Source organism: Pseudomonas kielensis, from assembly GCF_014236655.1.
GTDB lineage: Bacteria > Pseudomonadota > Gammaproteobacteria > Pseudomonadales > Pseudomonadaceae > Aquipseudomonas > Aquipseudomonas kielensis.
The window spans coordinates 108720-132133 of the sequence record NZ_JACMYG010000011.1; the positions used below are offsets into that span (position 1 = coordinate 108720).

The window sequence follows — 23414 nt, forward strand, 5'->3', positions numbered from 1 at the left end:
GGTCAGATCATTTCTTCGCCGCCCTTCCCGCCGAGAACGATTTCTCCGGCTTCGGCCATACGGCGGGCAATGGTGAGGATTTCCTTTTGTGCCGTCTCGACGTCGCTGACGCGCACCGGGCCTTTGGCCTCGAGGTCGTCGCGCAGCAGTTCGGCGGCGCGCTTGGACATGTTCTTGAAGATCTTCTCCTTGACCCCTTCGTCCGAGCCCTTGAGGGCCAGCACCAGTACGTCGGAGGAGACTTCGCGCAGCAACGCCTGGATCCCGCGGTCGTCGACATCGGCCAGGTTGTTGAACACGAACATCAGGTCTTCGATCTGACCGGACAGGTCTTCGTCGACTTCGCGGATCGAATCCATGAGCTGGCCTTCGATCGAACTGTCGAGGAAGTTCATGATGTCGGCGGCACGCTTGATCCCGCCCAGGGTGGTGCGCGAGGCGTTCGAATTGCCGGAGAACTGTTTCTCGAGAATCTGGTTGAGTTCCTTGAGCGCCGCCGGCTGCACGGTATTGAGCGAGGACACGCGCAAGATGATGTCCAGGCGCACCTTGTGGTCAAAGTTGCCCAGCACTTCACCGGCCTGGTCGGGGTCCAGGTACGCCACCACAATGGCCTGGATCTGCGGGTGCTCGTAGCGGATCACGTCCGCCACCGCGCGCGGCTCCATCCACTTGAGGCTGTCCAGGCCGCTGGTGTTGCCACCCAGCAGGATCCGGTCGATCAGGCCATTGGCCTTGTCTTCACCCAGGGCCTGGGTCAGCATTTTGCGGATGTAGCCATCGGAGCCTACGCCCAGGCTGGTCTGGTCGCCGACGATGTCGACGAACTCGCTCATCACCTGTTCGACCTGCTCGCGGTGCACGTTGCCCATCTGCGCCATGGCCACGCCGACGCGCTGGACCTCTTTGGGCCCCATGTGACGCAGCACTTGCGCGGCGTCGGTTTCGCCCAGGGACAGCAGCAGGATCGCGGCTTTGTCGACCCGGCTGAGTTTGGCGATCGAGGCTCGGTTATCACTCATCTGCGTTAATCCACTCTTTCACGACCTGCGCCACACGGCCCGGGTCTTCGGCCACCAGGCTCTTGATTGCGTTCAACTGGGCGTCATAGCCTTCGCTCGGGCTTGGCAGCAGGATGCTTTGCGGGCCGCCCAGGCTGACCCGGTCATTGCCCAGCTCGCCATCCAGCCCACCCATGCCACCGAGCTCGGCATCGCTGCCGATCCCTGCCAGTTGCCGCCCCTTGCCGCCACCGGTGATGTTGTTGAGCACCGGACGCAGCACGCCGAAGACCAGCACCAGGATGAACAGCACGCCGACCACTTGTTTGACCACATCCCAGAACCAGGGCTGGGAATAGAACGGGATCTCGGCAATCACTTCGCCGCGATCGGCCGAGAACGGCACGTTGATCACGCTGACGCTGTCGCCACGGCTGGCGTCGAAGCCGACCGCGTCCTGCACCAGGCGGGTGAAGCGCGCCAATTCATCGGCGGTCCACGGTGCACGGGAGGTTTCGCCATTGGCGGGATTGACCTTGACCTGGTCATCGACCACCACCGCCACCGACAACCGGTTCAAGCGGCCTTGTTGCTGCTTGGTGTGGCTGATGGAGCGGTCGAGCTCGAAGTTCTTGGTCGATTGCTGACGCTTGTCCGCCGGGTACGGGGCGAGCATCGGCTGGCCGGTGGCCGGGTCCATGATCTGCTGGCCGTTGGCATCGAGCAGCGGCTGGCCGGGCTGCACCATGCCGCCTGCGGCGGCAGCGCCACCGGTGGCTTGCGGCGCGGAAGCCGGTGCCGGCGGCTGGTTGCTCAGGGCACCCGGTACGCCTTGCGGGCCATTGCTGGCGGTCCGCTGTTCGGAGGTCGATTGCTCGCTGCGCAGGGCCGGTTGATCGGGGTTGAACTGCTCGGAAGTGGACTCGACCGCACTGAAGTCGACGTCGGCCGACACTTCGGCCTTGTAGCGGTCATTGCCCAGCACCGGCTGCAGGATGTTGTGCACGCGCTGGGTGAGCATGCTTTCCATGCGGCGGCTGTAGTCGAACTGCTTGCCGGCCATGGTCAGTGCGGAGTTCTCCGCCTGATCGGACAGCAGGGTGCCCTTCTGGTCGACCACGGTAATCTGCGACTTGCTCAGTTCCGGGACACTGGTCGCCACCAGATTGACGATGGCCACCACCTGGCTCGGCTCCAGCGAACGGCCGGAGTACAGCTCCACCAGCACCGAGGCGCTGGGCTTGCGCTCGTCACGCACGAACACCGAGCTTTTCGGAATGGCCAGGTGCACGCGGGCACCCTTGACGTTGTTCAGGCTGGCAATGGTGCGCGCCAGCTCGCCTTCCAGGCCGCGACGGTAACGGGTCGCTTCCATGAACTGACTGGTGCCCAGGCCCTGGTCCTTGTCGAGGATTTCAAAACCGATGTTGCCGTCGGTCGGGGTCACCCCGGCGGCGGCCAGCTTGAGCCGCGCACGCGGCAAGTCATCGGCCTTGACCAGCAAGGCGCCGGAATTGGGTTCGACGGTGTAGGGAATGTCGGCGGTGGCCAGGGTCTCCATCACCTGCTTGGCATCCATCCCGGCCAGGCTGCCGTACAACGGCCGGTAGTCCGGTTGCTGCGACCAGAGGACCACGGCAAAACCAATCGCCACACTCGCAGCCAGGCCAACCAGCAGGCCCACCTGCCGCAGCATGGTCATCTCGGAGAGGTTTTCCAGGAAGGACAGGCCGAACAGCGGCGGTTTGCCATCTGCAGCGGCGGCCTTGGCCGGAACGTTATTGGCGACTGCTTCTGCCATGACTCAATGTGTCCTTAAACCGGCATCTGCATGATGTCTTGGTAAGCCTGAACCAGCTTGTTGCGCACCTGGGTCAGTGCCTGGAAGGAGACGCCGGCTTTTTCCTTGGCGATCATCACGTCGGTCAGGTCGACACCGCTCTTGCCGATTTCGAACGCGGTGGACAGCTGGCTCGACGCCTGCTGGGTGTCGTTGACCTTGTTCACGGCCTGGCCCAGCATGTCGGCAAAGCTGCTACCGGCTTCTTGCGGCGCGGCAACGGCCTTGGGTGCGGCCATGGCGTCCATTTGCATGGCGCGCATGTCCAGCATCAACCGGTTAAATTCAATTCCTTGGCTCATGACTGCTCTCTCTGACGGCCCGCAATTTTTTGACGCTCACTCGGCGGATAGACTGGTGTTAGCAACAAGGGTGCCAGCTCCGCCCGGGGCCACTGATAAAAGCCCTTGTAGCAGCTGCCGAGGCTGCGTTCGGCCGCGAAGCGGTGGTAATCCATTTGTCGCAGTTAGCGCTGGCTCGACAGCTGCCACGGGGTCACGGGGTCACGGGAATCGTCGGCATTGCTCAGGTGGCGAACAGGTGCCCTTCCACGTCCATCCCGGCATCGCGCATTTGCGCCAGCTTGTAACGCAGGGTGCGCGGGCTGATGCCCAGGCGTTCGGCGGCTTCCTTGCGGCGACCGCGCTCGGCGCGCAGGGTGTCGATGATCATCTGGAATTCCCGGCGACGCAGGTCGTCACCCAGGGCGCCGGCCGATTCGCCGGGCGCGGTCTCGGCCTCCAGCGTGCGCACAGTCGCAGCCTTTGGCGCCAGGCTCGGCAGCGGCGCACAGGCCACCGGCCCCGACAGGCAGAAGTCCTGCGGCTCGATGACCCCACCCTGCTGCAGGATCAGCGCACGCTGGATCGCGTTGTCCAGCTCGCGCACGTTGCCCGGCCACGGATACCCCACCAGGCAGGCTTGGGCCTGGGGCGATAACCGCGCCGCCGCGTGGTGCATTTTATTGACGTGCTTGGCCAGCAGGCGCTCGGCCAGCGGCAGAATATCGGCAGTGCGTTCGCGCAGCGGACGCCAGGCCAGGGGAAACACCGACAGGCGATAGTACAGGTCTTCGCGAAACCGCCCCGCCGCCACTTCCGCAGCCAGGTCGCGGTTGGTGGTGGCCACCACCCGGATGTCCAGCACGATTGGCTTGCGCGCGCCGACCCGCTCGACTTCACGCTCCTGCAGCACCCGCAGCAGCTTGGCTTGCAGGCCCAGGGGCATTTCGGAAATCTCGTCGAGCAGGATGGTGCCGCCATCCGCTTGCTCGAACTTGCCCGCCTGGGCGGCAATCGCCCCGGTGAAGGCGCCCTTCTCATGACCGAACAGCGTGGCCTCGAGCATGTTGTCCGGGATCGCCGCGCAATTGATCGCAATGAACGGCTGACTGGCACGCCGCGAGTGCTGATGGATGTAGCGCGCCAGCACTTCCTTGCCGGTGCCCGATTCGCCGGAAATCAGCACGGTCGAATCACTGCGCGCCACCCGCGCCGCCAGTTCCAGCAACTGGGCACTGGCCGGCTCGAACGCCACCGGCCCCTCACCTTCGCCGGCGTCCAGGCACCCCTGGGCGTGGCGTGCCACCAGATCCAGCAGGGCCTTGGGCTCGAATGGCTTGACCAGGTAGTCCGCCGCCCCCTGGCGCATCGCATCCACGGCGCGCTCCACCGCCCCATGGGCCGTCATCAGCAACACCGGCAACTGGGGATGACGCACCCGCAACAGACTCAACAACTGATGACCGTCCATGCCGGGCATATTGACGTCGCTGACCACCAGGTTGAACGGCTCGCGCGCCGCCGCCTCCAGCGCCTCTTCGGCACTACCGACGGCACGGTAGTCGTGACCGGCCAGCAGCAACGTATCGGCCAGCGCTTCGCGCAGGGCACGGTCGTCTTCGACCAGCAGAACCTTGATTAGCATTGACCTCACTCCGTTTCCTGCACGCTGCCAAACAATGGCAGCTCGAGCACCGCGCACGTGCCACGGCCCGGCCGCGAGCGCAGTTGCAAGTGTCCCTGATGAGCCCGTGCCACCGCCTTGACCACGGTCAGGCCCAGGCCAGTTCCATTGGTCTTGGTGGTGAAAAAGGGTTCGCCCAGGCGCTCCAGCACTGCGGGATCGATCCCGGCACCGCTGTCACTGACGCACAGGCGCAAGGTGTTCTGCCGGGCATACAGGTGCACCTTCAGGCGCACCGCGCCAGCACTGGCCTGGATCGCGTTTTCAATCAGGTTCAGCAGCGCGCCCACCAGGGTGTCGCGGTTGCACAGCAACTCACCGGCATGGGCATCGCACTGCCAGCGGATCGGCACGTCCTGGACATGGGTCTGCGCCGCCGCTTGCAACGATTGCAGCAACTGCCTGGGGCTGACCCGATCGGTCAGGGGCAACTCGCCACGGGCGAACACCAGCATGTCGCGCACCTGATGCTCAAGTTCGTGCAGGCGCTCCTTCAGGCGCCCGGCAAACCGCTGCTGGGTCGCCACCGGCAAAGCCTGCTCAGTCAGGTGACTGGCGTAGAGCAGAGCTGCGGACAAGGGGGTGCGAATCTGATGGGCCAGGGACGCGACCATCCGCCCCAGGGACGACAAGCGTTCGTGGCGCGCCAGTTGATCCTGCAGGTGGCGGGTTTCGGTCAGATCGTTGAGCAGCACCAACTGCCCCGGCTCGGCGTCCAGCGAACGGGTGGCAATCGACAGGCGTCGACCATCTTTCAGGGAGATTTCATGACCGTCGTCTTCACGGGGCGCAAAGCAGCGACCAATGACCTGGCGCCACAGCTCACCTTGCAGGGGCAGCCCCAGCAACTCGCACGCCGCCGGGTTGGCTTCGCTGACGATGCCCTGGGCGTCGATGACGATGACGCCGCCTGGCAACAGGTCGAGCAGGTTCTGCAGGCGATTGGCCAAGCGTTCTTTTTCTGCCAGTTCTTGCAGGCGCTGGGCACTGACTACTTCCAGCTCACCCTTGAGTTCGGACACTCGGGCTTCGAGTCGGCTGTAGGAGTCAGTAAGTTGGCTCGACATCTGATTGAACAGGGCGAACGCCTGTTCCAGACCAGGCCGGTTTGCCGGCTCTACGCCGGGCGCATCGGGGGCTGGAGACATCTGGGCGGCGTGGGGCATCGTGCACTCTCGCTTGGCTGACCGTCAGTGAAACGGAACGTTGCGAGGGATGTAGCAATACCCGTGCCTAAAAAAAACCGCCCATTATTCAAGAACTTGAAAAACAGGCGTCAATCGTCCGCCTGTTCGTCCCCTTCCCGCCGACTCATGCCGTACTTGCGCATCTTCTCCACCAGGGTGGTGCGGCGGATGCGCAGGCGTTCGGCCGCACGGGCGACGATGCCATTGGCATCGTCCAGGGCCTGCTGGATCAAGCCCTGCTCCAGGCCACCGAGGTAGTCCTTGAGGTCCAGGCCTTCAGGTGGCAGCAAGGCATTGGCGTTGAAGTCCGGGGCATGGCCGTTGATGGCCACCCGCTCTTCAAGGTCACTGCGCAGGCTGTCGACCAACTGCTCGTCTTCGTCGTCGACGTAGCGGAATTTCTTCGGCAACTCGACCACGCCGATCACCCCGTACGGGTGCATGATCGCCATGCGCTCCACCAGGTTGGCCAGCTCGCGGACGTTGCCCGGCCAGCCGTGGCGACACAGCGACATGATTGCCGCCGAGTTGAAGCGGATCGAGCCGCGTTTTTCGTGCTCCATGCGCGAGATCAACTCGTTCATCAGCAACGGGATGTCTTCGACCCGCTCACGCAGGGGGGCCATTTCGATCGGGAAGACGTTCAAGCGGTAGTACAGGTCTTCGCGGAAGCTGCCGACCTCGATCATGCTTTCGAGGTTCTTGTGGGTCGCGGCAATGATCCGCACGTCGACGCTCTGGGTCTTGTTGCTGCCCACGCGTTCGAAGGTGCGCTCCTGCAATACCCGCAGCAGCTTGACCTGCATCGGCAGCGGCATGTCGCCGATCTCGTCGAGGAACAGGGTGCCGCCGTTGGCCAGCTCAAAACGCCCGGCACGGCTGGTGATCGCCCCGGTAAAGGCGCCCTTCTCGTGACCGAACAATTCGCTTTCCAGCAACTCGGCCGGGATCGCGCCACAGTTGACCGGCACGAACGGCGCGTCACGGCGCTTGGAGTGATAGTGCAGGTTGCGCGCGACCACTTCCTTGCCGGTGCCCGACTCGCCGAGGATCAGCACGCTGGCGTCGGTGTCGGCCACTTGCTGCATCATCTGACGCACGTGCTGGATCGCCCGGCTGGTGCCGACGAGGCTGCGAAACAGATTGGGTTCACGATGGCGACCGCGTTCGCGGGCCTGGTCGTACATCTCGCGATAGACCTGGGCGCGGTGCAGCGAATCAAGCAACTTGCTGTAGCTGGGAGGCATTTCCAGGGTCGACAACACCCGACGACGCTGGTCGTCGGGCAAGTCCTGGGCACAATTATCGCCCATCAGCAAAACAGGAAGGAACTCATCCCAGGTTGCGAGTGTCTTTAACAGAGCCGACAACGAACCAGGTGCATTGACCGTCCCGATCAGGACACAGATGACTTCACGACTAGACGACAAAGAGCCGACAGCCTGCTGCCAGTCATAGCTTGCGCAGGGTAAGTTTTCTTCACCGAGAAAATTTAAAATCACCGCCAGGTCGCGGCGGCGGACGCTATCGTCATCAATCAGCAGAATTTTGGTTTCACGCCACATGCAATAGCAACTTCCCTAGTCAACTCAATGCCCGAAATAAGAAGGCAAGCTAGACGCCTGCAGGCACGTTAAGCCTTGTAGACGTCTGAAATCTGCAAACAGCCACTAGTTAAGTCAAAAAACCGTGCATAGTCAAATTTATGGCGCATATGCCCGGACAAGCTGATTAACCAAAGCGTTAACCGAACAGATGGTAAACCTTTGCCGCGCCCTTAGCTTGTCTGATCTGAGACATCTCGTTGACTATCGCCTGACGCTCGTCCATCGCCACATCCAGCAGCCGCTTGTAGACCACCAGCAGGCTCTGCAGGTTCTCGCGCAGCGCCTGCTCATCCACCGGCGCCTCGCTCAGTACGTCGTCAACGCAACTGCGACAGGCGACGTCGAGCTCACCGATGGCCTGCCAGTCGCGCTCAGCCAGCGCCTCGACCAGGGCCTCGCGGGTTTGCTCAATGCGTTGCAGGGCTTGGCTCATGACATCATCCTCAGGCCCACGGGCCTATTGCGCTATCTCTTGTGAGGCGATCCCGTCCCAGCCGCTTTTCAGGGTGATCAGCAGGCGGGCGACTTCGTCGATGACTTCCGGGTCATTGCTGATGTTGGCCTGCAACAGCTGGGCACTCATGTAGTCGTAGAGGCTGGCCAGTTGCTGGATTGTCGCCGGGTCCTCGGCTTTCTCTTCATCCAGGCCCTGGCGCAGACCGGTGATGATGTCGACGGCCTTGGTGAGCATCAGGCACTTCTGCGGGATATCACCACGCACCAGTGCGCCCTTGGCCTGGGCCAGGCGATCGAGGCCACCCTCGTACAACATCTGGATCAGGCGATGGGGGCTGGCTTCGGAGATCTGCGCGTGGGAATTGACCTTCTGGTACGCACGCAGGGCTTTCATAGGGTTCATGTTGCTACCTCGGTACAGGCCACAGGCGAGTAGGTTTTGTCTAACCAGTTTCTCGACTGTCGCCAGGAAAACTTTAATCGCGCCCACCGTCACGGGGCGCTTGCGCGCCCCAGGCTATCAGTCCGACTTCGGATTGTTCAGCGAGTTGAGGGTGGTCATGATGCTGGAGCTGCTGGCGTTGATCTGGGCGATCATGGTGTCCATGGCCGTGTACTTGGCAGTCAGGGTTTTCTGCAAGCTCTCCATGCGCCGATCCAGCTCAGCCTGCTGGGTGGTGAGGTCGGTCAACTTGGTGTTGAGGTCGGTCACCCGGGTCGCCAGCGTCCCGGTGCTGCCCACATAGGTCTCGGTGGCCTTGGTCATGCGCGCCACCAGGCCGTTATCGCCGGTAAACATCTTGGCGATGTCTCCCGCGCCCTTGACCACCGCCTTGTCCCAGGTCTTGTCATCCAGGCTCAGCAGGCCGGTCTTCAGGTCAGTGGTGATACCCATCTGCGCCAGGCTGCTCATGGAACCCGAACCGGAACTGTTGACCAGCTCGCTGCGCAGATTATTCACCAGTTGCCGCATCGAAGCGTCGCCGGTCAGGGCGCCCGCAGTGGTGGTCGCCGAATCGCCGGTGGCGGTAACCTTGGTCTGGGTATTGATGCTGGTCATCAACGCGTTGTAGGCGGTGACGAAGGACTGCACCGAGGTCTTCAGGGTATCGGTGTTGCTCGCCACATTGACGGTGACCGGCTTGTCCTTGTCCTTGGCCAGCAGCTCCAGGGTCACGCCACTGATGGCGGACGTCACCTTGTTGCTGGTGGACTCCATCGCGATGCCGTCGATGCTGTACTTGGCATTCTGCGCGGGCTGCCCCTTGTCATAGCCCTGGACCAGGTCCGAGTCGCCGCTAAGGGTGATGTCGGTGTCGACACCGGTGGTATTCGAACCGATCACCAGACGCCCGCCATTCACGTCGGTCAAGACGTTGGCACTGATGCCCTGGGCCGAGAGCTGGGTGTTGATCGACTCACGCACCTGCTGCAGGGTCGCGCCGCCCGGCACCAATACGTCGTAGCTTTTGTCACCCTGGTTAATGGTCAGGGTCTGGACTTCGTCGGTGGCATTGGCCTTGCCCGACGCCCCACCCTCGAACACCTTGCTGGTGACTTTCGAAGCCGTTGCCAGTTCGTTGACCACCACCACGTACTTGCCGCTGGAGGCGCCATCACCGAGGGTAACCTTGATGTTCTTGTCTTCGGACGAGGTAGCAGCGAGGCCGTTGAATGCGGCCACGTTGTTCAACTTGGCGATGGCCGCCCGATAGGACTCCAGCGAGCTCTTCACCGTGCCGACCGCCGACAATTTGATGGTCGTGTCTTTTTGCTGATCGGTGATCTGGGCTTGCTTGGGCGCCTTCTCGGCCCCCACCAACGCCTTGACGATGGCCTGGGTGTCGTAGCCCGAACCCGGGCCGGAAATCGTTGAACTCGCCATTGCTATTCTCCTTGTCCTGTGGCTGCCGCTTTATTGGCACAGATACCCCTAAGCAGCAGTCAGAAACACATTTCGTGCCAGCTCACACCTGGGTCTGGAACAGCAGGCTGCCGGCATCGCTCAAATTCTGCGCCAGCTTCAGCGCGGTTTCCGATGGAATCTGTCGAATCACTTCACCACTGTCGGTGGCGATCACCTTGACCACTACCTGGCCGGTAGAGTCGTCGATGGAAAAATTCAGGTTACGTTGGGTTGCCTGTACAAACTCGCGGATATCCGTGACGGCCTTTTCCAGGGCCACGCGCTGTGGCTCCTCGCTGGCTGCCGGGGTAGCCGCTGACGCAGGTGCGGCCTGATGGGCAGGCACACCGCCGGCCTGGGCGAGGCCATTGGGATAAGACGTGTTCAGCTTGATGCTCATGTCCATGTCATCACCTCATAACCGAAAAAACGGAAGGGCACGTAGACGCGCCCTTCCGTTAGTTAACCGCGGCCGATATTACTGAAGCAGCTTCAGTACAGCGGATGGCAGTTGGTTGGCCTGGGACAGGATCGCAGTGGAAGCCTGTTGCAGGGTTTGTTGCTTGGTCAGTTCAGCGGCTTCGGAAGCGAAGTCGGCGTCTTCTACACGGCCTTTGGAGGCAGTGGAGTTCTGCGAAATGCTCTGCAGGTTGGCCACGGTGCTGGCGAAACGGTTTTGCACCGCACCCAGCTGCGAACGCTGGCTGTCGATCTGCTGCATGGCGCCGTCCAGTGCCTGGATCGCTTGCTGCGAGCTGGCGGCACTGAGGATGCTCAGGTTGGAAACGGTGGTTTCCAGAGTAGTGGAGTTGGTAGTGCCGGAAGTCAGACCCAGAGCGGTCATGCCGGTGCCAGCGCTACCGTCGGCGATGACGATGTCTTTCTTGGAGAACAGGCCCAGGGTGCCGTCCGAGTTCTTGCTGGCAGTTACGCCGGTGCTTGCACTGTTGATCGAGGAAACGATCGCATCAGTGGTGTCACCTTTCTTGAACTTGACTTCAACGCCGTTCAAGCTGATCGAAGTGTCCGAACCCAGCTTGGCTTGCGAAGTACCCGAGGTCAGACCCAGAGTCGACAGCGCGCCGCTGCTGACGTTTTTCAGGACAACATCGTTGCCGTCTTTGGAGGTCACTTGGATGCGACCGTCTTTGCCGATGGTCGCGTCACCAATACCGGTTACCGCTTTGATGTCGGTCAGAACACTATCAATGTCCGCGCCAGCAGCCCAGACCACGTCTTTGCCGTTGACATTGACGGTGCCGCCTTGCCCCAGCAAGGTGGTGCCGTCGCTGACGGCGGAAGGAATTTTGCCACCAGCAGCAATGGCGGTCATACCTACAGCCGTGAGGTCAGCCGCTGCACCGGTAACTTCCAGAGTGGAAGTCGAATTGAGGGTCAGCTTGTTGGTGGCATCGTCCCAGGACGCAGTCACACCCGAAATGCCCGCATCATTCAGCTTTTGAGCAATATCATCACCCAGGTCAGCAGTAGCGAAGTCGACTTTAGTGCCATTTACGGTGATCGAAGCTGCTGCAGCCAAACCAGCACCTGGACCAGCAACGTTCAGGGCCGCTACTGCTGCACCAGTACCAGTCGAACCACCCAATACCGAACCAGTAGCGGTAGCAGTCAGACCAGCCATCGCCTTGCCGTTTACAGTGGCTTCGCTGTACTCGCCTTTCAGAGCGGTAGCGCTGATGTCGGTCATGCCGAACGAGATGGTTTCGTTGGCGTTGGCGCCGATCTGGAATGCGATGTTGCTGAACGAACCGTCCAGCAGGTTACGACCACCGAAGGTGGTGGTGTTGGCGATACGGGTCAGTTCGCCGACTTTCGCGGTGAACTCCTGCTGCAGGGAAACACGGTCAGCGTCGCTTTTATCACCGTTCGCAGACTGCAAAGCCAGCTCACGCAGACGCTGCAGGGTGTTGGTGGATTCTTGCATGGCGCCTTCAGCGGTCTGTGCGATCGACACGCCGTTGTTGGCGTTGGCGATGGCAACGTTCAGACCTTTAACCTGGTTGCCCAGACGGTTGGCGATCTGCATGCCAGCGGCGTCGTCCTTGGCGCTGTTGATTTTCAGGCCCGAGGACAGACGGTTCATCGAGTTGCTCAAAGCGTCGGAAGCCTTGTTCAGGTTTTTCTGAACGCCCAGGGAGGTGATGTTGGTGTTTACAGATAAAGCCATGACGAATTCCTCGTTGGTTGGGTGCTGCGGCTTCCGGCCCTGGCAACCGCCGGGTGTGGCCTAGAGAACCTTCGTAATAGTTATCGTCGTCAATGCAGGTTGCTTGAGGGCTTTTTTCAAATTTTTTACTAGCAACGTGCCACCCCCCAATGTTTCAAGGCCTTAGGCCGCTTGGCGCGAGTCATAGCTGGGATTGAGCCGGGCCTCGACAGCGGCAAACCCCAGGCAATAAAAAACGCCCATGACCTCGCGGCCATGGGCGTTTTTTTAGCGGATGCTAGCGGGTCACGGGCGATGGATGATCGCCGAGCCCCAGGACAGGCCTACGCCAAAACCACTGATTGCCACACGCTTCCAGGTGGAGTCGAGCATGTGTTTTTCCAGCAGCAGCGGGATGCTCGAAGACACGGTGTTGCCGGTCTCGACCATGTCCTTGATGAACTTCTCCGGCTCGCCTTCGAAACGTCGCGCCACGGCATCGACAATCGCCGCGCTGCCCTGGTGAATGCAGAAAGCGTCGATGTCTTCGGACTTGAGGCCCGAGTCATCCAGCAGTTCGTGCAAGTGCGCCGGAACCTTGAGCAAGGCGAAGTTGAACACTTGGCGACCGTTCATGTAGAACACGCCGTCGCTGACCTTCAGGTGCGGCGCGCCGGAACCGTCGGTGCCGAACTTGGCCTTGCCCAGTTGCCAGGCAGCGTCTTCGCCCATCCAGGTGGCGGTGGCCGCATCACCGAACAGCATGGTGGTGTTGCGGTCTTCCGGGTCGACGATCTTCGAATAAGGATCAGCGGTAATCAGCAAACCGTTCTTCAGGCCCGCCGCCTCCATGAACCCCTTGATGGCATACAGGCCGTAGACGTAACCGGAGCAGCCCAGGGAGACGTCGAACGCGGCAACCCGGGTCGACAGGCCCAGTTTGTCCTGGACGATGGCCGAGGTATGGGGCAAACCTTCTTCGTCGCCGTTCTGCGTGACCACTATCAGCACGTCGATGGCTTGACGGTCCAGTTGCGGGTTGTTGGCGAACAACGCATTGGCAGCCTCCACGCACAGATCGGAGGTTTCCTGGCCGGCATCCATGCGCGGCAGAAAGGCCGAGCCAATCTTGCCTAAAATGAACTCTTCATCCTTGGCGAATTTCGCGCCCTGAGCGTAGTTATCAAGCCCGCTCACTGGCACGTAACTGGCGATGCTTTTAATGCCAATCATTGTGGCTTCCCAAAACAGAATAACTGGAGATCACCGCTCGCAGGATCGAGAGGCACTGATAACAAAGGGGGTTGGCCCACAAAACTGCGCCAGACACGGGTGCCAAAATCATGAAAATCAACCCAGCGAACAGCGGGCACCCATCCCACCCTTTTCACACGATACAGTGAAGATGCGCTTTATGACTCATAGGTCACTCTATTTTGTGTGCAGGGGCTAAAACAATCCGCCACGCAAACAGCCGCGCGCAGAGCGTCAGCCAGGCGAACGCCGGCAAACAGGCGGGGATGAGGCGGGAAAAGCGCGGATTTGAAGCAGCACCGGCCCACTCCCTAAATCAGGGTGGGCCGGCATTCAGGCAGGGATCAAAGTTTGTTGAACAGGCTCAACTGGGAGATTTTCACAAAGGCCAGCTGGGAGGCTTCGAGCATGGCTTTCTGGAAGCTCAGCTCGATCGAGGCACTGGCCATGTCGGTGTTGCCAATAGCGGCCATGGTCGAGTCGTTGGCCAGGCCCATGCTGACGTTTTCGCTGGCCTGGATGTCGATCGCCTTCAGGCGCGCGCCGATGGAGCCGCGGGCGTTGTCGATCCCGGCACTGGCGTTCTGCAGGTTGCCAATGGCCGAGTTGATCGCATTCTTCTGCTTTTGCTGGGCAACCAGGTCTCCATCGCTCGGCGTTGCCAGGGCCTGGCGCAACTGACTGATGGTATCCAGCGCGCTCTGGGTCTGATGGTTGTTGGCGCCGACCACGAACTGATCGCCGGACTTCACCGCACCACTGAGATCGAACTTGACCCCCACCGCCGTCAGCGAGTCGCCAGCAGCGCTCAGGCTGCCCTTGCCGATGACCTTGCTGTTGGCACTCAGCGGCTGGGCATAGACCTCATACTCGGTGTCGCTGGTGAACTTGATCACCGCGCCATTGCCCGGAAAGCTGTCGCCGTAGGCCTTGGCATCGGTCACGGTGGCGCCGGTGACCTGGGCCGTCGACGGATTGCCGGGGCTGCGGGAGGCGTTGAAGCTGTCCGGCTTGGCTTCCAGGGTGAATACATGCCCCTTGACTGCCGCATCCAGGTCGGCCGCAGGCACGTCCGCCAGATTCAGGTTGATGTCGAACTTCACCCCGCGCAGGTTGACGCTGTGGGCGCCCTCCTTCGTCGAGTCGAATTGGCCATTGCCCGGCACTTCTGCGGTCACATCCTTGCCGGTTGCGTCCTTGAGGATGTACTGGGTGCTGCTGGTGAACTCCAGCGTGTACGGCTGGCCTTCGGCGAAGCTTTTGTTGAAGGTCTGGTTGGAGCTGATCAGGCCATCGGAGACCGCGACCTTGCCGTCGTTGACCGACGGTGGCTGCAGGACCGCCTGGGTGCGACCGGTATTCACCGAACCTTCCATGATGCTCTTGGCGGTGTTGCTGGCCGCCAGGCTCAGGGTGTCCGAGACCTGCAGGTTGAGCTGGGTATCGTCACCCTGGTAGGTGTAGGTGCCGTCGTTGTTGCGCACATAAGGCGCGACGTCGGTCTTGGAACCGGAAAACATGTAGTTGCCCGACTCATCCTTGCTGTTGAGCAGGCTGAACACTTGTTCTTCGATGTTGCCCAGCTCGTCAGCGATCGACTTGCGGTCCGCATCGCTGATCACCCCGCCACCCGACTGCAAGGCCAACTCGCTGACCTTCTGCAAGGCGGTGTTGATGCTGTCGAGCACGCTTTCCTGATTGGTCAGCGACGACTTGATGCTGTTCATGTTGCCGGCGTACTGCAGCAGCATGTCTTTCTGCTGCTGCAATTGCAGCAAGCGGCCAGCCCCCACCGGATCATCCGCGGCGGTCTGGATCCGCACACCGGAGTCGATCTGCTCCTGGGTCTTGACCACCGAGGAGAAGTTGTTCTGGTACTTGGTCGTGCTGGTCTCAAAGAACTGAGCGGTAGAAATACGCATCGTCAAGGACTCCCTTAAAGACTGTTGATCAGTGTCGAGAACGTGTCCTGCGCGACCTTGATGATCTGCGACGACGCGGTGTAGTACTGCTGGAACTTGATCAGGTCGCTGGCTTCTTCATCCAGGTTGACCTGCGAAACCGAGCTGCGGCTGGACTTGGCGTAGGCCAGCGCGGCGTTGTTGGCCGTGCCGTCGACACTGGCCTGGCTGGCCTTGCCCCCGACGGTGGACACCAACTGGCTGTAGGCCTGCCCCATGCTGACGCCGGCATTGCCGCCGCTGGCGCCAACGGTGGCCTTGGTCTGCAGGGCGAGCATTTCGTTGGCATTGCGGTTGTCCGCCTTGCCGTCCTTGTTGAACTTGATGTCAAAGCTGTCGCCCTTGCCCGGCGAGCCGCTGACCGTGGTATCGAAACCAATGGTCTTGGCCGTGCCATCGGCGTTCTTCACCGGATTGCCGGCCGCATCGAGCACCGGCACATTGATCGTCAGCTTGTTGTCCTGGCCGGGCACAATGCTGCCCTTGCCGATTTCGGTGCCCGCCTCGTTCAGCACGCGATAGGTCTGGGTACCATCCTTCGCCTCGTCGAAGGCGATCCGCACCGGCATCGCCCCTTCGATCTGGCTCTGCAACTGGCCCAGGTCCGCGCCGCCGTAGATATCCAGCATCGACGACAGGTTCGGGCTGCTCAAGGCACCCGTGCCGGAGTTGGAGCTGCCTTTGTCCGCCAGCAACGGCCCGGCGAACGCCAGTTTGTTGGGGTCTTTCAACTGCACGCTGAGGTCGCTGGCGCCAGTGCGGGTCGGGCTGACCTTGAAGCTGTCGCCGGCACTCAAGCCGCCGCCATTGAGCGTGAGGGTGAAGCCGTCAATTATGTCCGGCGGAGTCTTGGTGACATCGAAGGGCCCCAGGGTGGTGCCGTCGGAACGCTTGACGCTGTAGTTCTTGTCGCTGGTGAACGTCACCTGGTAGTCATAGGCGGTCAACGCGCTGCTGTCGCCGATGGTCACGTCCAGGTTGCCGGAACCGGCGCTGTTACCGGTGGTGGCCAGGCTGCGCTGGCTGATTGCCTGCGCACTGTTGATGTTGTTGAACAACGAGGAGCCGAACTCGCCATTGGCATCCAGGCCCTGGCCCAGTTGCTTGTTGAACGCATCGGAGACCACCAGCGCGGTGCGCCCCAGGTCGTTGATGGCCGGCGTCAGCACGTCGTTGCGGTAGCGGATCAGACCGCCCATCTTGCCGCCCGTGACGACCGAGGTCACCTCGAGGCTCGATTGCGGGTAGTCGATCTGCAGGCTGTACTGGCTTTTGTCGGTCTTGCCCGGCACCGCCGACAAGGTGTTGGAGGTGTTGCCCGTGACCAGCGTCTGGCCCGTGCCCAACGAGATGTCGTAGACCCCGTCGTGCTCCTGCACCTTGACCCCCACCAGCTCGTTCAACGAGCGAACCGCTTCGTTGCGCGCATCCAGCAGGTTGTTCGGGGTGCTGCCGGAGGTGCTGGCCTGGGTAATCTGCTGGTTGAGCGAGGCAATGGTCGCGGTGTGCTGGTTGACCATCGAGGCCAGGGTGGTCAGTTGGCTGTTGATGCCGTCATTCTGTTGCGTGAGCTGGCTGGAGATCGCATTGAAGCGGTTGCTCAAGGTCTGCGCGTTGGTCAGCAGCAACTGCCGCGCCGACATGTCGCCGGGGGCGCCGGCTGCAGTTTGCAGCGAGGCAAAGAAGCTGCCGAGGGCGGCAGAAACCCCGGTGTTTTTATCCGACAGCAACTTGTCGACCGCGCCGATCTGATCGAGATAGGCCTGGGCATCACCATTGAGCGAGGTGGTGGTCTGCAACTGCGCATCGATGTAGGCGTTGTACACCCGGCGCACATCCGCCAGGGTCGTGCCGGTCCCGATGAACACGCCACCGACCTGTTGCGAGCCTGCACTACCCTGGACGATTTGTTGACGCGAGTAGCCCGCAGCATTGGCGTTGGCAATGTTATTGCCGACTGTGGCCAACGCCGCCTGGCTCGCATTCAGACCCGACATCCCGATATTGATCAAGCTCATGGTTCAGACCTTATAAATTCGTGGAAGAGCCCGCCGAGGCGTAGTGCTCATAGCTCTTCATTTGTTTGGCAATCTGCGAAATCTTGCTGGCGTAGTTCGGGTCGGTGGCGTACCCGGCCTTTTGCAGCTCACGCACAAACTGTTCGGGGTTATCGGCCGACTTCAGCACTTCTTGATAACGATTGTTGCTCTGCAGCAGGGTCACCAGGTCATGGAAACTGTCCTGGTAGGAGGCGTAGGAACGGAACTCGGCCGTCTCCTTGACCATCTCGCCATTGCGGAATTCGCTGGTGATGGCCCGGGCCTGCGCCCCCTTCCAGGTGCTGCCGGTCTTGATCCCGAACAGGTTGTGACTGCTGGTGCCGTCGGCGGTGCGCATCACTGATTTGCCGTAGCCGGTTTCCAGGGCGGCCTGGGCCACCAGGTAACGCGGATCGATGCCGATACGGTCGGCCGCCTGCTGCGCCATCGGCAACATGGTGGTGATGAACTGGTCCGGCGAGTTGAAGGCTTTGGGCGCCGGAGCCAGCGGTGGCTGCGCCATCGCGCGACCATAGACCTGCAGGCGCCCGCGCTCGGCGGAATAGCTCTGCGCCGGCTGCCAGTCACCCTTGACCAGCGCATTGCCGTCACGGGTCGCACGGTTGGGCAAGGTGGTGGTGGCGGTCGTGGCCGCCGTCCCGCTGGCCGACGGCACCAGCCCCGCCAACAGACGATCCGCCAGCTTCGGCGGCAGGGCCAGGCGCCGCTGGTTGATCAGCGCCATGTCATTGCCGTGCACGCCCTGCTCTGCGGCTTGGGGTGGATTGATCGCGCGCGAGGCCCACAACGGGCGCTGGCCATTGAGGCGCGACAGCGGCCCGTCAGTGGCCACCGTGCCGGCGGCAATCGGCGTCTGCACCGCCGCCTTGGCGGCTTCCTGCTTGGCCGCCGACAACGCGGCTGCCTCGCCGGGGGCCAGCGGCTTGTTCTTCGACATCTGGCGCATCAACACATCGGCCAGGCCAATGCCACCGCCCTCGCGGGACATGGAAACCGCCAGTTGCTGGTCGTACATTTCCTGATACTGCTTGGCCGCTGCAGTGTTCAGTGGGTTGTCCTGGCCCAGCGCGTCGGTGGCCGAGCGCATGGACTTGAGCATTTCGTTGAGGAACAGCGATTCGAACTCCTGCGCCACCTTGCGCATGTTGCCGTCGCTGTTCTTGTCGCCGACCTTGAGCTGGTTCAGCCGGTTGAGGTCGGAGTAGGCCGCCGAATCGCTGCTGCTGACCAGGCCGCTCTTGCGCATGTCCATGTTCGTCACCTTAGATCACGATCAGGTCGGCTTGCAGCGCGCCGGCCTGTTTCAAGGCTTCGAGGATGGCCATCAAGTCACCCGGTGCTGCGCCGACCTGGTTCACCGCTCGCACGATTTCGTCGAGGGTGGTGCCCGGGCCGAACTTGAACATCGGCTTGGCTTCCTGCTGCGCGTTGACATTGGAGCGCGGCACCACCGCCGTCTGGCCGTTGGAGAACGCCCCCGGCTGGCTGACAATCGGGTCTTCAGTGATGGTCACGGTCAGGCTGCCGTGGGTCACGGCCGCCGGCGACACCTTGACGTTCTGGCCAATCACGATGGTGCCGGTGCGCGAGTTGATGATGACCTTGGCCACGGCCTGGCCGGGGTCGACTTCGAGGTTTTCCAGGATCGACAGGTAGTCGACCCGCTGGCTCGGATCCAGTGGCGCGTTGACGCGAATCGAACCGCCATCGATGGCCTGGGCAACGCCCGGGCCGAGCAGGCCGTTGATCTTGTCGACGATGCGCTTGGCCGTGGTGAAGTCCGAACGGTTGAGGTTGAGGGTCAGGCTGTTGCCCTGGTTGAACCCACTCGGCACCGCGCGCTCCACCGAGGCGCCGCCAGGGATGCGACCGGCCGAGGGCACGTTGACGGTGATCTTCGAACCGTCACGACCTTCGGCGTCAAAACCACCCACCACCAGGTTGCCCTGGGCCACCGCATAGACGTTGCCGTCGATCCCCTTGAGCGGGGTCAGCAGCAAGGTGCCGCCACGCAGGCTCTTGGAGTTGCCGATGGAGGACACGGTGATGTCGACCTGCTGCCCAGGCTTGGCGAACGCTGGCAAATCGGCACTGATCGACACCGCGGCGACGTTCTTCAACTGCACGTTGCCCGAACCCGGCGGCACCTTGATGCCGAACTGCGAGAGCATGTTGTTGAAGGTCTGCAGGGTGAACGGGGTCTGGGTGGTCTGGTCACCCGTGCCATTGAGGCCGACGACCAGGCCATAGCCGATCAACTGGTTGGAACGCACGCCGGAGATACTGGCGATGTCCTTCAACCGCTCGGCCTGCACGCCCAGGGAAGTGCCCAGCAACAACGCGGCCGCCAGCAGGTGCTTGAAGTTCAGCATGGAGAGAGTCATCACCTAGAAAGGGAACAGCGGGCTTAGGAAAAAACGGTCGAACCAGCCTGGCTGACTCGCATCGGCAAACGAGCCGGTGCCCGAGTAGGTGATGCGCGCGTCGGCGACCCGGGTCGAGGACACGGTGTTATCGGTGGAAATATCGTCGGCGCGCACCAGGCCGGCAATGCGCACCAGCTCGTCGCCGGTGTTGAGGGTCATCCACTTCTCGCCGCGCACGGCAATGATGCCGTTGGGCAACACGTCGGCCACGGTCACTGTGATTGAACCGGTCAGGCTGTTGCCCTGCCCGGCCTTGCTGTCGCCCTTGGTCGCGCGGTCACCGCTGTAGCCGGCGTCCAGGCTCAGGTCGCCACTGCCGAACGGGTTGTTGGTGTTGGGCACCGAGCCGAACAACGAGGTCAGGCCGATGTTGGCCTTGCTGGTCTTGCCCACTTGCGAGTTGGCGTTCTTGCTGGCCTGGGTTTTCTCGTTGAGGGTGATGGTGATGATGTCACCGACCCGGAACGCCTTGCGGTCGCTGTACAGGTTCTGCTCGAAGCCGGCCTGGTAGATCGAGCCATTGTTGGCCGCCGCCGGCAAAGGCGTGCGCGGCAACACCGGGGCGTAGTAAGGGTCATTGGGTTTCGGCGTCGGCCCGACGCAGCCCGCGAGCACGGCGATCCCACTCAATGCGAGAACAGATACAAAGCGATTCATGACCCTAACCTCACGGTGTTGCAGGCGGCCTCAGGCCGCCCCATAGACTTGATTACAGATTCTGCGTGACGAACGAAAGCATCTGGTCGGCAGTGGAGATGACTTTGGAGTTCATCTCGTAGGCACGTTGCGTGGTGATCATGTTGACCATCTCTTCCACGGTGCTGACGTTGGAGGTTTCCAGGGTGCTTTGCAGGGTGGTACCGAAACCGTTCAGGCCTGGGGTGCCGATCTGTGGCGCACCGCTGGCGGCAGTTTCCAGGAACAGGTTGTTGCCGGTGGCCTGCAGGCCGGCCGGGTTGATGAAGTCGGCGGTTTGCAGGTTGCCGATCACCTGGGCGGCCGGGTTGCCGGCGATGGTGATCGACACGGTGCCGTCGCGGCCCACGGTGAAGGTCTGGGCTTCGGCGGGGATGACAATGGCCGGCTCCAGGGCATAGCCGCTGGCGGTCACGATCTGGCCGTTGGAGTCCAGGTGAAAGGTCCCGTCACGGGTGTAGGAGGTCGTCCCGTCCGGCTGCAGGACCTGGAAAAAGCCACGACCGTCGATGGCCATGTCCAGCGGCTGCTCGGTGGTTTGCAGGCTGCCGGCGGTGAAGTTTTTCTGGGTGCCGACGATACGCACACCGGTACCCAGTTGCAGGCCCGACGGCAGTTCGCTGTCCTGGGTCGACTGGGCGCCCGGCTGGCGCTTGATCTGGTACAGCAGGTCCTGGAACTCGGCACGGTCACGCTTGAAGCCCGTGGTCGAGACGTTGGCCAGGTTGTTGGAAATGGTCGTCAGGTTGGTGTCCTGGGCGGACAGGCCTGTTTTGGCAACCCATAGAGCCGGAAGCATTCGATTCTCCTCGTGCGCCTGTTTTACGGCGCGACGTTCTGATAATTAGCTGATCTGCAAGACCCGAGCCATGGCCTGGTCGTCTTCTTTGGCGGTGTTCATCATTTTGACGTGCAGCTCAAACTGCTTGGCCAGGGCCAGCACCGAGGTCATTTCTTCCACCGCGTTGACGTTGCTCGACTCCAGGAAACCCGACACCAGCTGCACGTTGGCATCGGCCGGCGCGGGCTGGCCGTCCTTGGTGTGGATCGAACCGTCGAGGCCCTTGGTCATGTTCTTCAGGTCCGGGTTGACCAGCTTGATGCGGTCAACTTCGGCCATCACGCGCGGGCCTTCACCCATGGCGCGGATACTGATGGTGCCGTCCTGGCCGACTTCGATCTTCTGCTCGGGCGGCACGGCAATCGGTCCGCCATTGCCCATCACCGGCATGCCGTTGCCGGCACGCAACACACCCAGGGCATCGACATTCAGGCTGCCGGTGCGCACATAACTTTCGTTGCCGTCGGGGTTCTGCACGGCAATCCAACCGTTGCCGCTGACCGCCACGTCGAGGTCACGCCCGGTTTCCACCAGCGAGCCCGGACTGAAGTCGGTGGCCGGACGTTCGGACAGGGCAAAGGCCCGCGCCGGAAAGCTGTCGCCAAACACCGGCATCGACCGCGCCTGCTCCAGGTCTTTCTGGAAACCGTTGGTGGAGATGTTGGCCAGGTTGTTGGCATGGGCCTTTTGCGCCAGCGCGTTCTGGCTGGCGCCGGTCATGGCCACATAAAGGTACTTGTCCACAGTCTTTCCTCTGCATGCCGGACGTTTGCCGCCCACTGCTGTACTGGCAAGGCTTTAGCAATTTGCAGACCAACTTGCGCGCAGAGGCCCCAGGTCCTTTAAACACAGGACTTGGGTCGATCCAGAGGAAGAAGATGGCAGACGGCAGAGACGAAAAACCGGCGCGCTTATGCCGCTTTACGGCAATGCGCCGGACAGGAGGGCTACCAACCCTTGACGCCGCTCATGTCGGGCAGCTTGTGGGCGATGCCTTTGTGGCAGTCGATGCAGGTCGCCTCGCCGCTGGCCAGGGACGTGGAGTGCATGTTGGCGGCGCGCTTGCCCTGGCGGGTGAAATCCATGAACTCGAAGTTGTGACAATTGCGGCACTCGCGAGAGTCGTTGGCCTTGAGGCGGGCCCACTCGTGCTCGGCCAGTTCGCGGCGCATGCCGAGAAACTTCTCGCGGGTGTTGATGGTGCCGAACACCTTGCCCCAGACCTCTTTTGACGCCTGCATCTTGCGCGCGATCTTGTGGGTCCACTCGTGCGGTACGTGGCAGTCGGGACAGGTGGCGCGCACCCCTGAGCGGTTGGTGTAGTGAATGGTTTCCTGCAGCTCGACAAACACGTTGTCGCGCATTTCATGGCAGGAGATGCAGAACTTCTCGGTATTGGTCGCCTCCAGCGCGGTGTTGAATCCGCCCCAGAAAATCACCCCGGCAATAAACCCGCCGAGTGTCAGGAACCCCAGGCTGTAGTGAACGCTGGGGCGACGCAGGATCTGCCAGTAGTCTTTGAACAGTACCCACAATGACTTCATGACCACTCCTCAGGGTTTCTGCTTGCGGTTGATTTCGTCTTGCAGCACCTGGTCAATGTTCTTGAAGCTGTTGTTGATCAACGGCTTCACGTCTTGCTGCGGCACGTGGCACTGGTTGCAGAAGTAGCGCCGCGGCGAAACGGCAGCCAGCGCCTGGCCGTCGCGGTCCATGTAGTGGGTGATGCTGATCATCGGCGCCTGGGTCAGCGCGCTGTTGGCCCGACTGTGGCAGGACAGGCATTTGTTGCTGTTCTTGTCGATGTGATAACCGCGAATGCTGTGGGGAATGGTCGGCGGCTGTTCGGGGTAATTGCGCTCACGCTTGAGGTCCTTGTTCTCCTCCTCGGCGATGGGCGGTGCCGGCAGCTCCTGGGTCAGGGTACCGCCGGCACGCCTGCCATCGGGAGCCGGCGCATCCAGTGGATACCCAGGCTCCGTGGCGTAGGCCGCGGACACGCCCAGCAGCAGTGCAACCAGCAAGGACAGCGTACGAGCAGTCATCA

At 61.9% G+C, this 23414-nt stretch carries 21 protein-coding genes; all 21 read right to left on the minus strand.

Features of this window, described 5'->3' with window-relative positions; genetic code table 11:
• Positions 1-2: 2 nt before the first annotated feature.
• Entirely contained in the window at positions 3-1022 is a 1020-nt protein-coding gene (gene fliG, locus H7995_RS13445) for a flagellar motor switch protein FliG (RefSeq protein ID WP_095169985.1), read from the minus strand.
• Positions 1015-2802, minus strand: a complete 1788-nt coding sequence (gene fliF, locus H7995_RS13450; RefSeq protein WP_166590494.1) for a flagellar basal-body MS-ring/collar protein FliF — start codon at positions 2800-2802, stop codon at positions 1015-1017. The genes fliG and fliF overlap by 8 nt, the downstream gene beginning before the upstream one ends.
• A gap of 14 nt (positions 2803-2816) precedes the next feature.
• Entirely contained in the window at positions 2817-3143 is a 327-nt protein-coding gene (gene fliE / locus H7995_RS13455; protein WP_166590495.1) for a flagellar hook-basal body complex protein FliE, read from the minus strand.
• A 223-nt stretch (positions 3144-3366) separates the two neighbouring features.
• A complete protein-coding gene (locus tag H7995_RS13460) occupies positions 3367-4767 on the minus strand; it encodes a sigma-54-dependent transcriptional regulator (RefSeq protein ID WP_166590496.1) in 1401 nt (466 codons plus the stop codon).
• Between the two features lie 5 nt (positions 4768-4772).
• Entirely contained in the window at positions 4773-5972 is a 1200-nt protein-coding gene (locus tag H7995_RS13465) for a sensor histidine kinase (protein ID WP_371927846.1), read from the minus strand.
• A gap of 110 nt (positions 5973-6082) precedes the next feature.
• Positions 6083-7558: a sigma-54 dependent transcriptional regulator gene (locus H7995_RS13470; RefSeq protein ID WP_166590497.1), complete on the minus strand. Its 1476-nt coding sequence runs from the start codon at positions 7556-7558 to the stop codon at positions 6083-6085.
• Positions 7559-7736: 178 nt separating this feature from the next.
• Complete coding sequence (gene fliT, locus H7995_RS13475) at positions 7737-8033, minus strand: flagellar protein FliT (protein ID WP_166590498.1); 297 nt, start codon at positions 8031-8033, stop codon at positions 7737-7739.
• A gap of 24 nt (positions 8034-8057) precedes the next feature.
• Positions 8058-8459: a flagellar export chaperone FliS gene (gene fliS / locus H7995_RS13480; protein ID WP_182343877.1), complete on the minus strand. Its 402-nt coding sequence runs from the start codon at positions 8457-8459 to the stop codon at positions 8058-8060.
• 117 nt (positions 8460-8576) lie between these two features.
• Positions 8577-9941 carry a flagellar filament capping protein FliD gene (fliD, locus tag H7995_RS13485; RefSeq protein WP_185818475.1) on the minus strand — a complete coding sequence of 455 codons (1365 nt, stop codon included), beginning with the start codon at positions 9939-9941 and terminating at the stop codon, positions 8577-8579.
• A gap of 82 nt (positions 9942-10023) precedes the next feature.
• Positions 10024-10368, minus strand: coding sequence for a flagellar protein FlaG (locus tag H7995_RS13490; protein ID WP_182343873.1), 345 nt, complete (start codon positions 10366-10368; stop codon positions 10024-10026).
• A gap of 72 nt (positions 10369-10440) precedes the next feature.
• Positions 10441-12150, minus strand: coding sequence for a flagellin N-terminal helical domain-containing protein (locus H7995_RS13495; protein WP_185818476.1), 1710 nt, complete (start codon positions 12148-12150; stop codon positions 10441-10443).
• Between the two features lie 285 nt (positions 12151-12435).
• Positions 12436-13362 carry a ketoacyl-ACP synthase III gene (locus H7995_RS13500; protein WP_095169996.1) on the minus strand — a complete coding sequence of 309 codons (927 nt, stop codon included), beginning with the start codon at positions 13360-13362 and terminating at the stop codon, positions 12436-12438.
• Positions 13363-13727: 365 nt separating this feature from the next.
• Complete coding sequence (locus H7995_RS13505) at positions 13728-15305, minus strand: flagellar hook-associated protein 3 (protein WP_185818477.1); 1578 nt, start codon at positions 15303-15305, stop codon at positions 13728-13730.
• Between the two features lie 14 nt (positions 15306-15319).
• The gene (gene flgK / locus H7995_RS13510) at positions 15320-17362 is read right to left on the minus strand and encodes a flagellar hook-associated protein FlgK (RefSeq protein WP_166590504.1); all 2043 of its coding nucleotides are present in this window, start codon (positions 17360-17362) and stop codon (positions 15320-15322) included.
• 10 nt (positions 17363-17372) lie between these two features.
• Positions 17373-18656, minus strand: a complete 1284-nt coding sequence (flgJ, locus tag H7995_RS13515) for a flagellar assembly peptidoglycan hydrolase FlgJ (protein WP_166590505.1) — start codon at positions 18654-18656, stop codon at positions 17373-17375.
• Positions 18657-18666: 10 nt separating this feature from the next.
• A complete protein-coding gene (locus H7995_RS13520; RefSeq protein ID WP_185818478.1) occupies positions 18667-19776 on the minus strand; it encodes a flagellar basal body P-ring protein FlgI in 1110 nt (369 codons plus the stop codon).
• Positions 19777-19791: 15 nt separating this feature from the next.
• Positions 19792-20487: a flagellar basal body L-ring protein FlgH gene (flgH, locus tag H7995_RS13525; protein ID WP_166590507.1), complete on the minus strand. Its 696-nt coding sequence runs from the start codon at positions 20485-20487 to the stop codon at positions 19792-19794.
• Positions 20488-20539: 52 nt separating this feature from the next.
• Positions 20540-21325, minus strand: a complete 786-nt coding sequence (flgG, locus tag H7995_RS13530; RefSeq protein WP_027620992.1) for a flagellar basal-body rod protein FlgG — start codon at positions 21323-21325, stop codon at positions 20540-20542.
• A 45-nt stretch (positions 21326-21370) separates the two neighbouring features.
• Positions 21371-22111 carry a flagellar basal body rod protein FlgF gene (locus tag H7995_RS13535; protein WP_166590508.1) on the minus strand — a complete coding sequence of 247 codons (741 nt, stop codon included), beginning with the start codon at positions 22109-22111 and terminating at the stop codon, positions 21371-21373.
• A 203-nt stretch (positions 22112-22314) separates the two neighbouring features.
• Entirely contained in the window at positions 22315-22911 is a 597-nt protein-coding gene (locus H7995_RS13540; RefSeq protein WP_166590509.1) for a cytochrome c3 family protein, read from the minus strand.
• A gap of 9 nt (positions 22912-22920) precedes the next feature.
• Positions 22921-23412 carry a nitrate reductase cytochrome c-type subunit gene (locus H7995_RS13545; RefSeq protein WP_166590510.1) on the minus strand — a complete coding sequence of 164 codons (492 nt, stop codon included), beginning with the start codon at positions 23410-23412 and terminating at the stop codon, positions 22921-22923.
• Between the last annotated feature and the right edge of the window lie 2 nt (positions 23413-23414).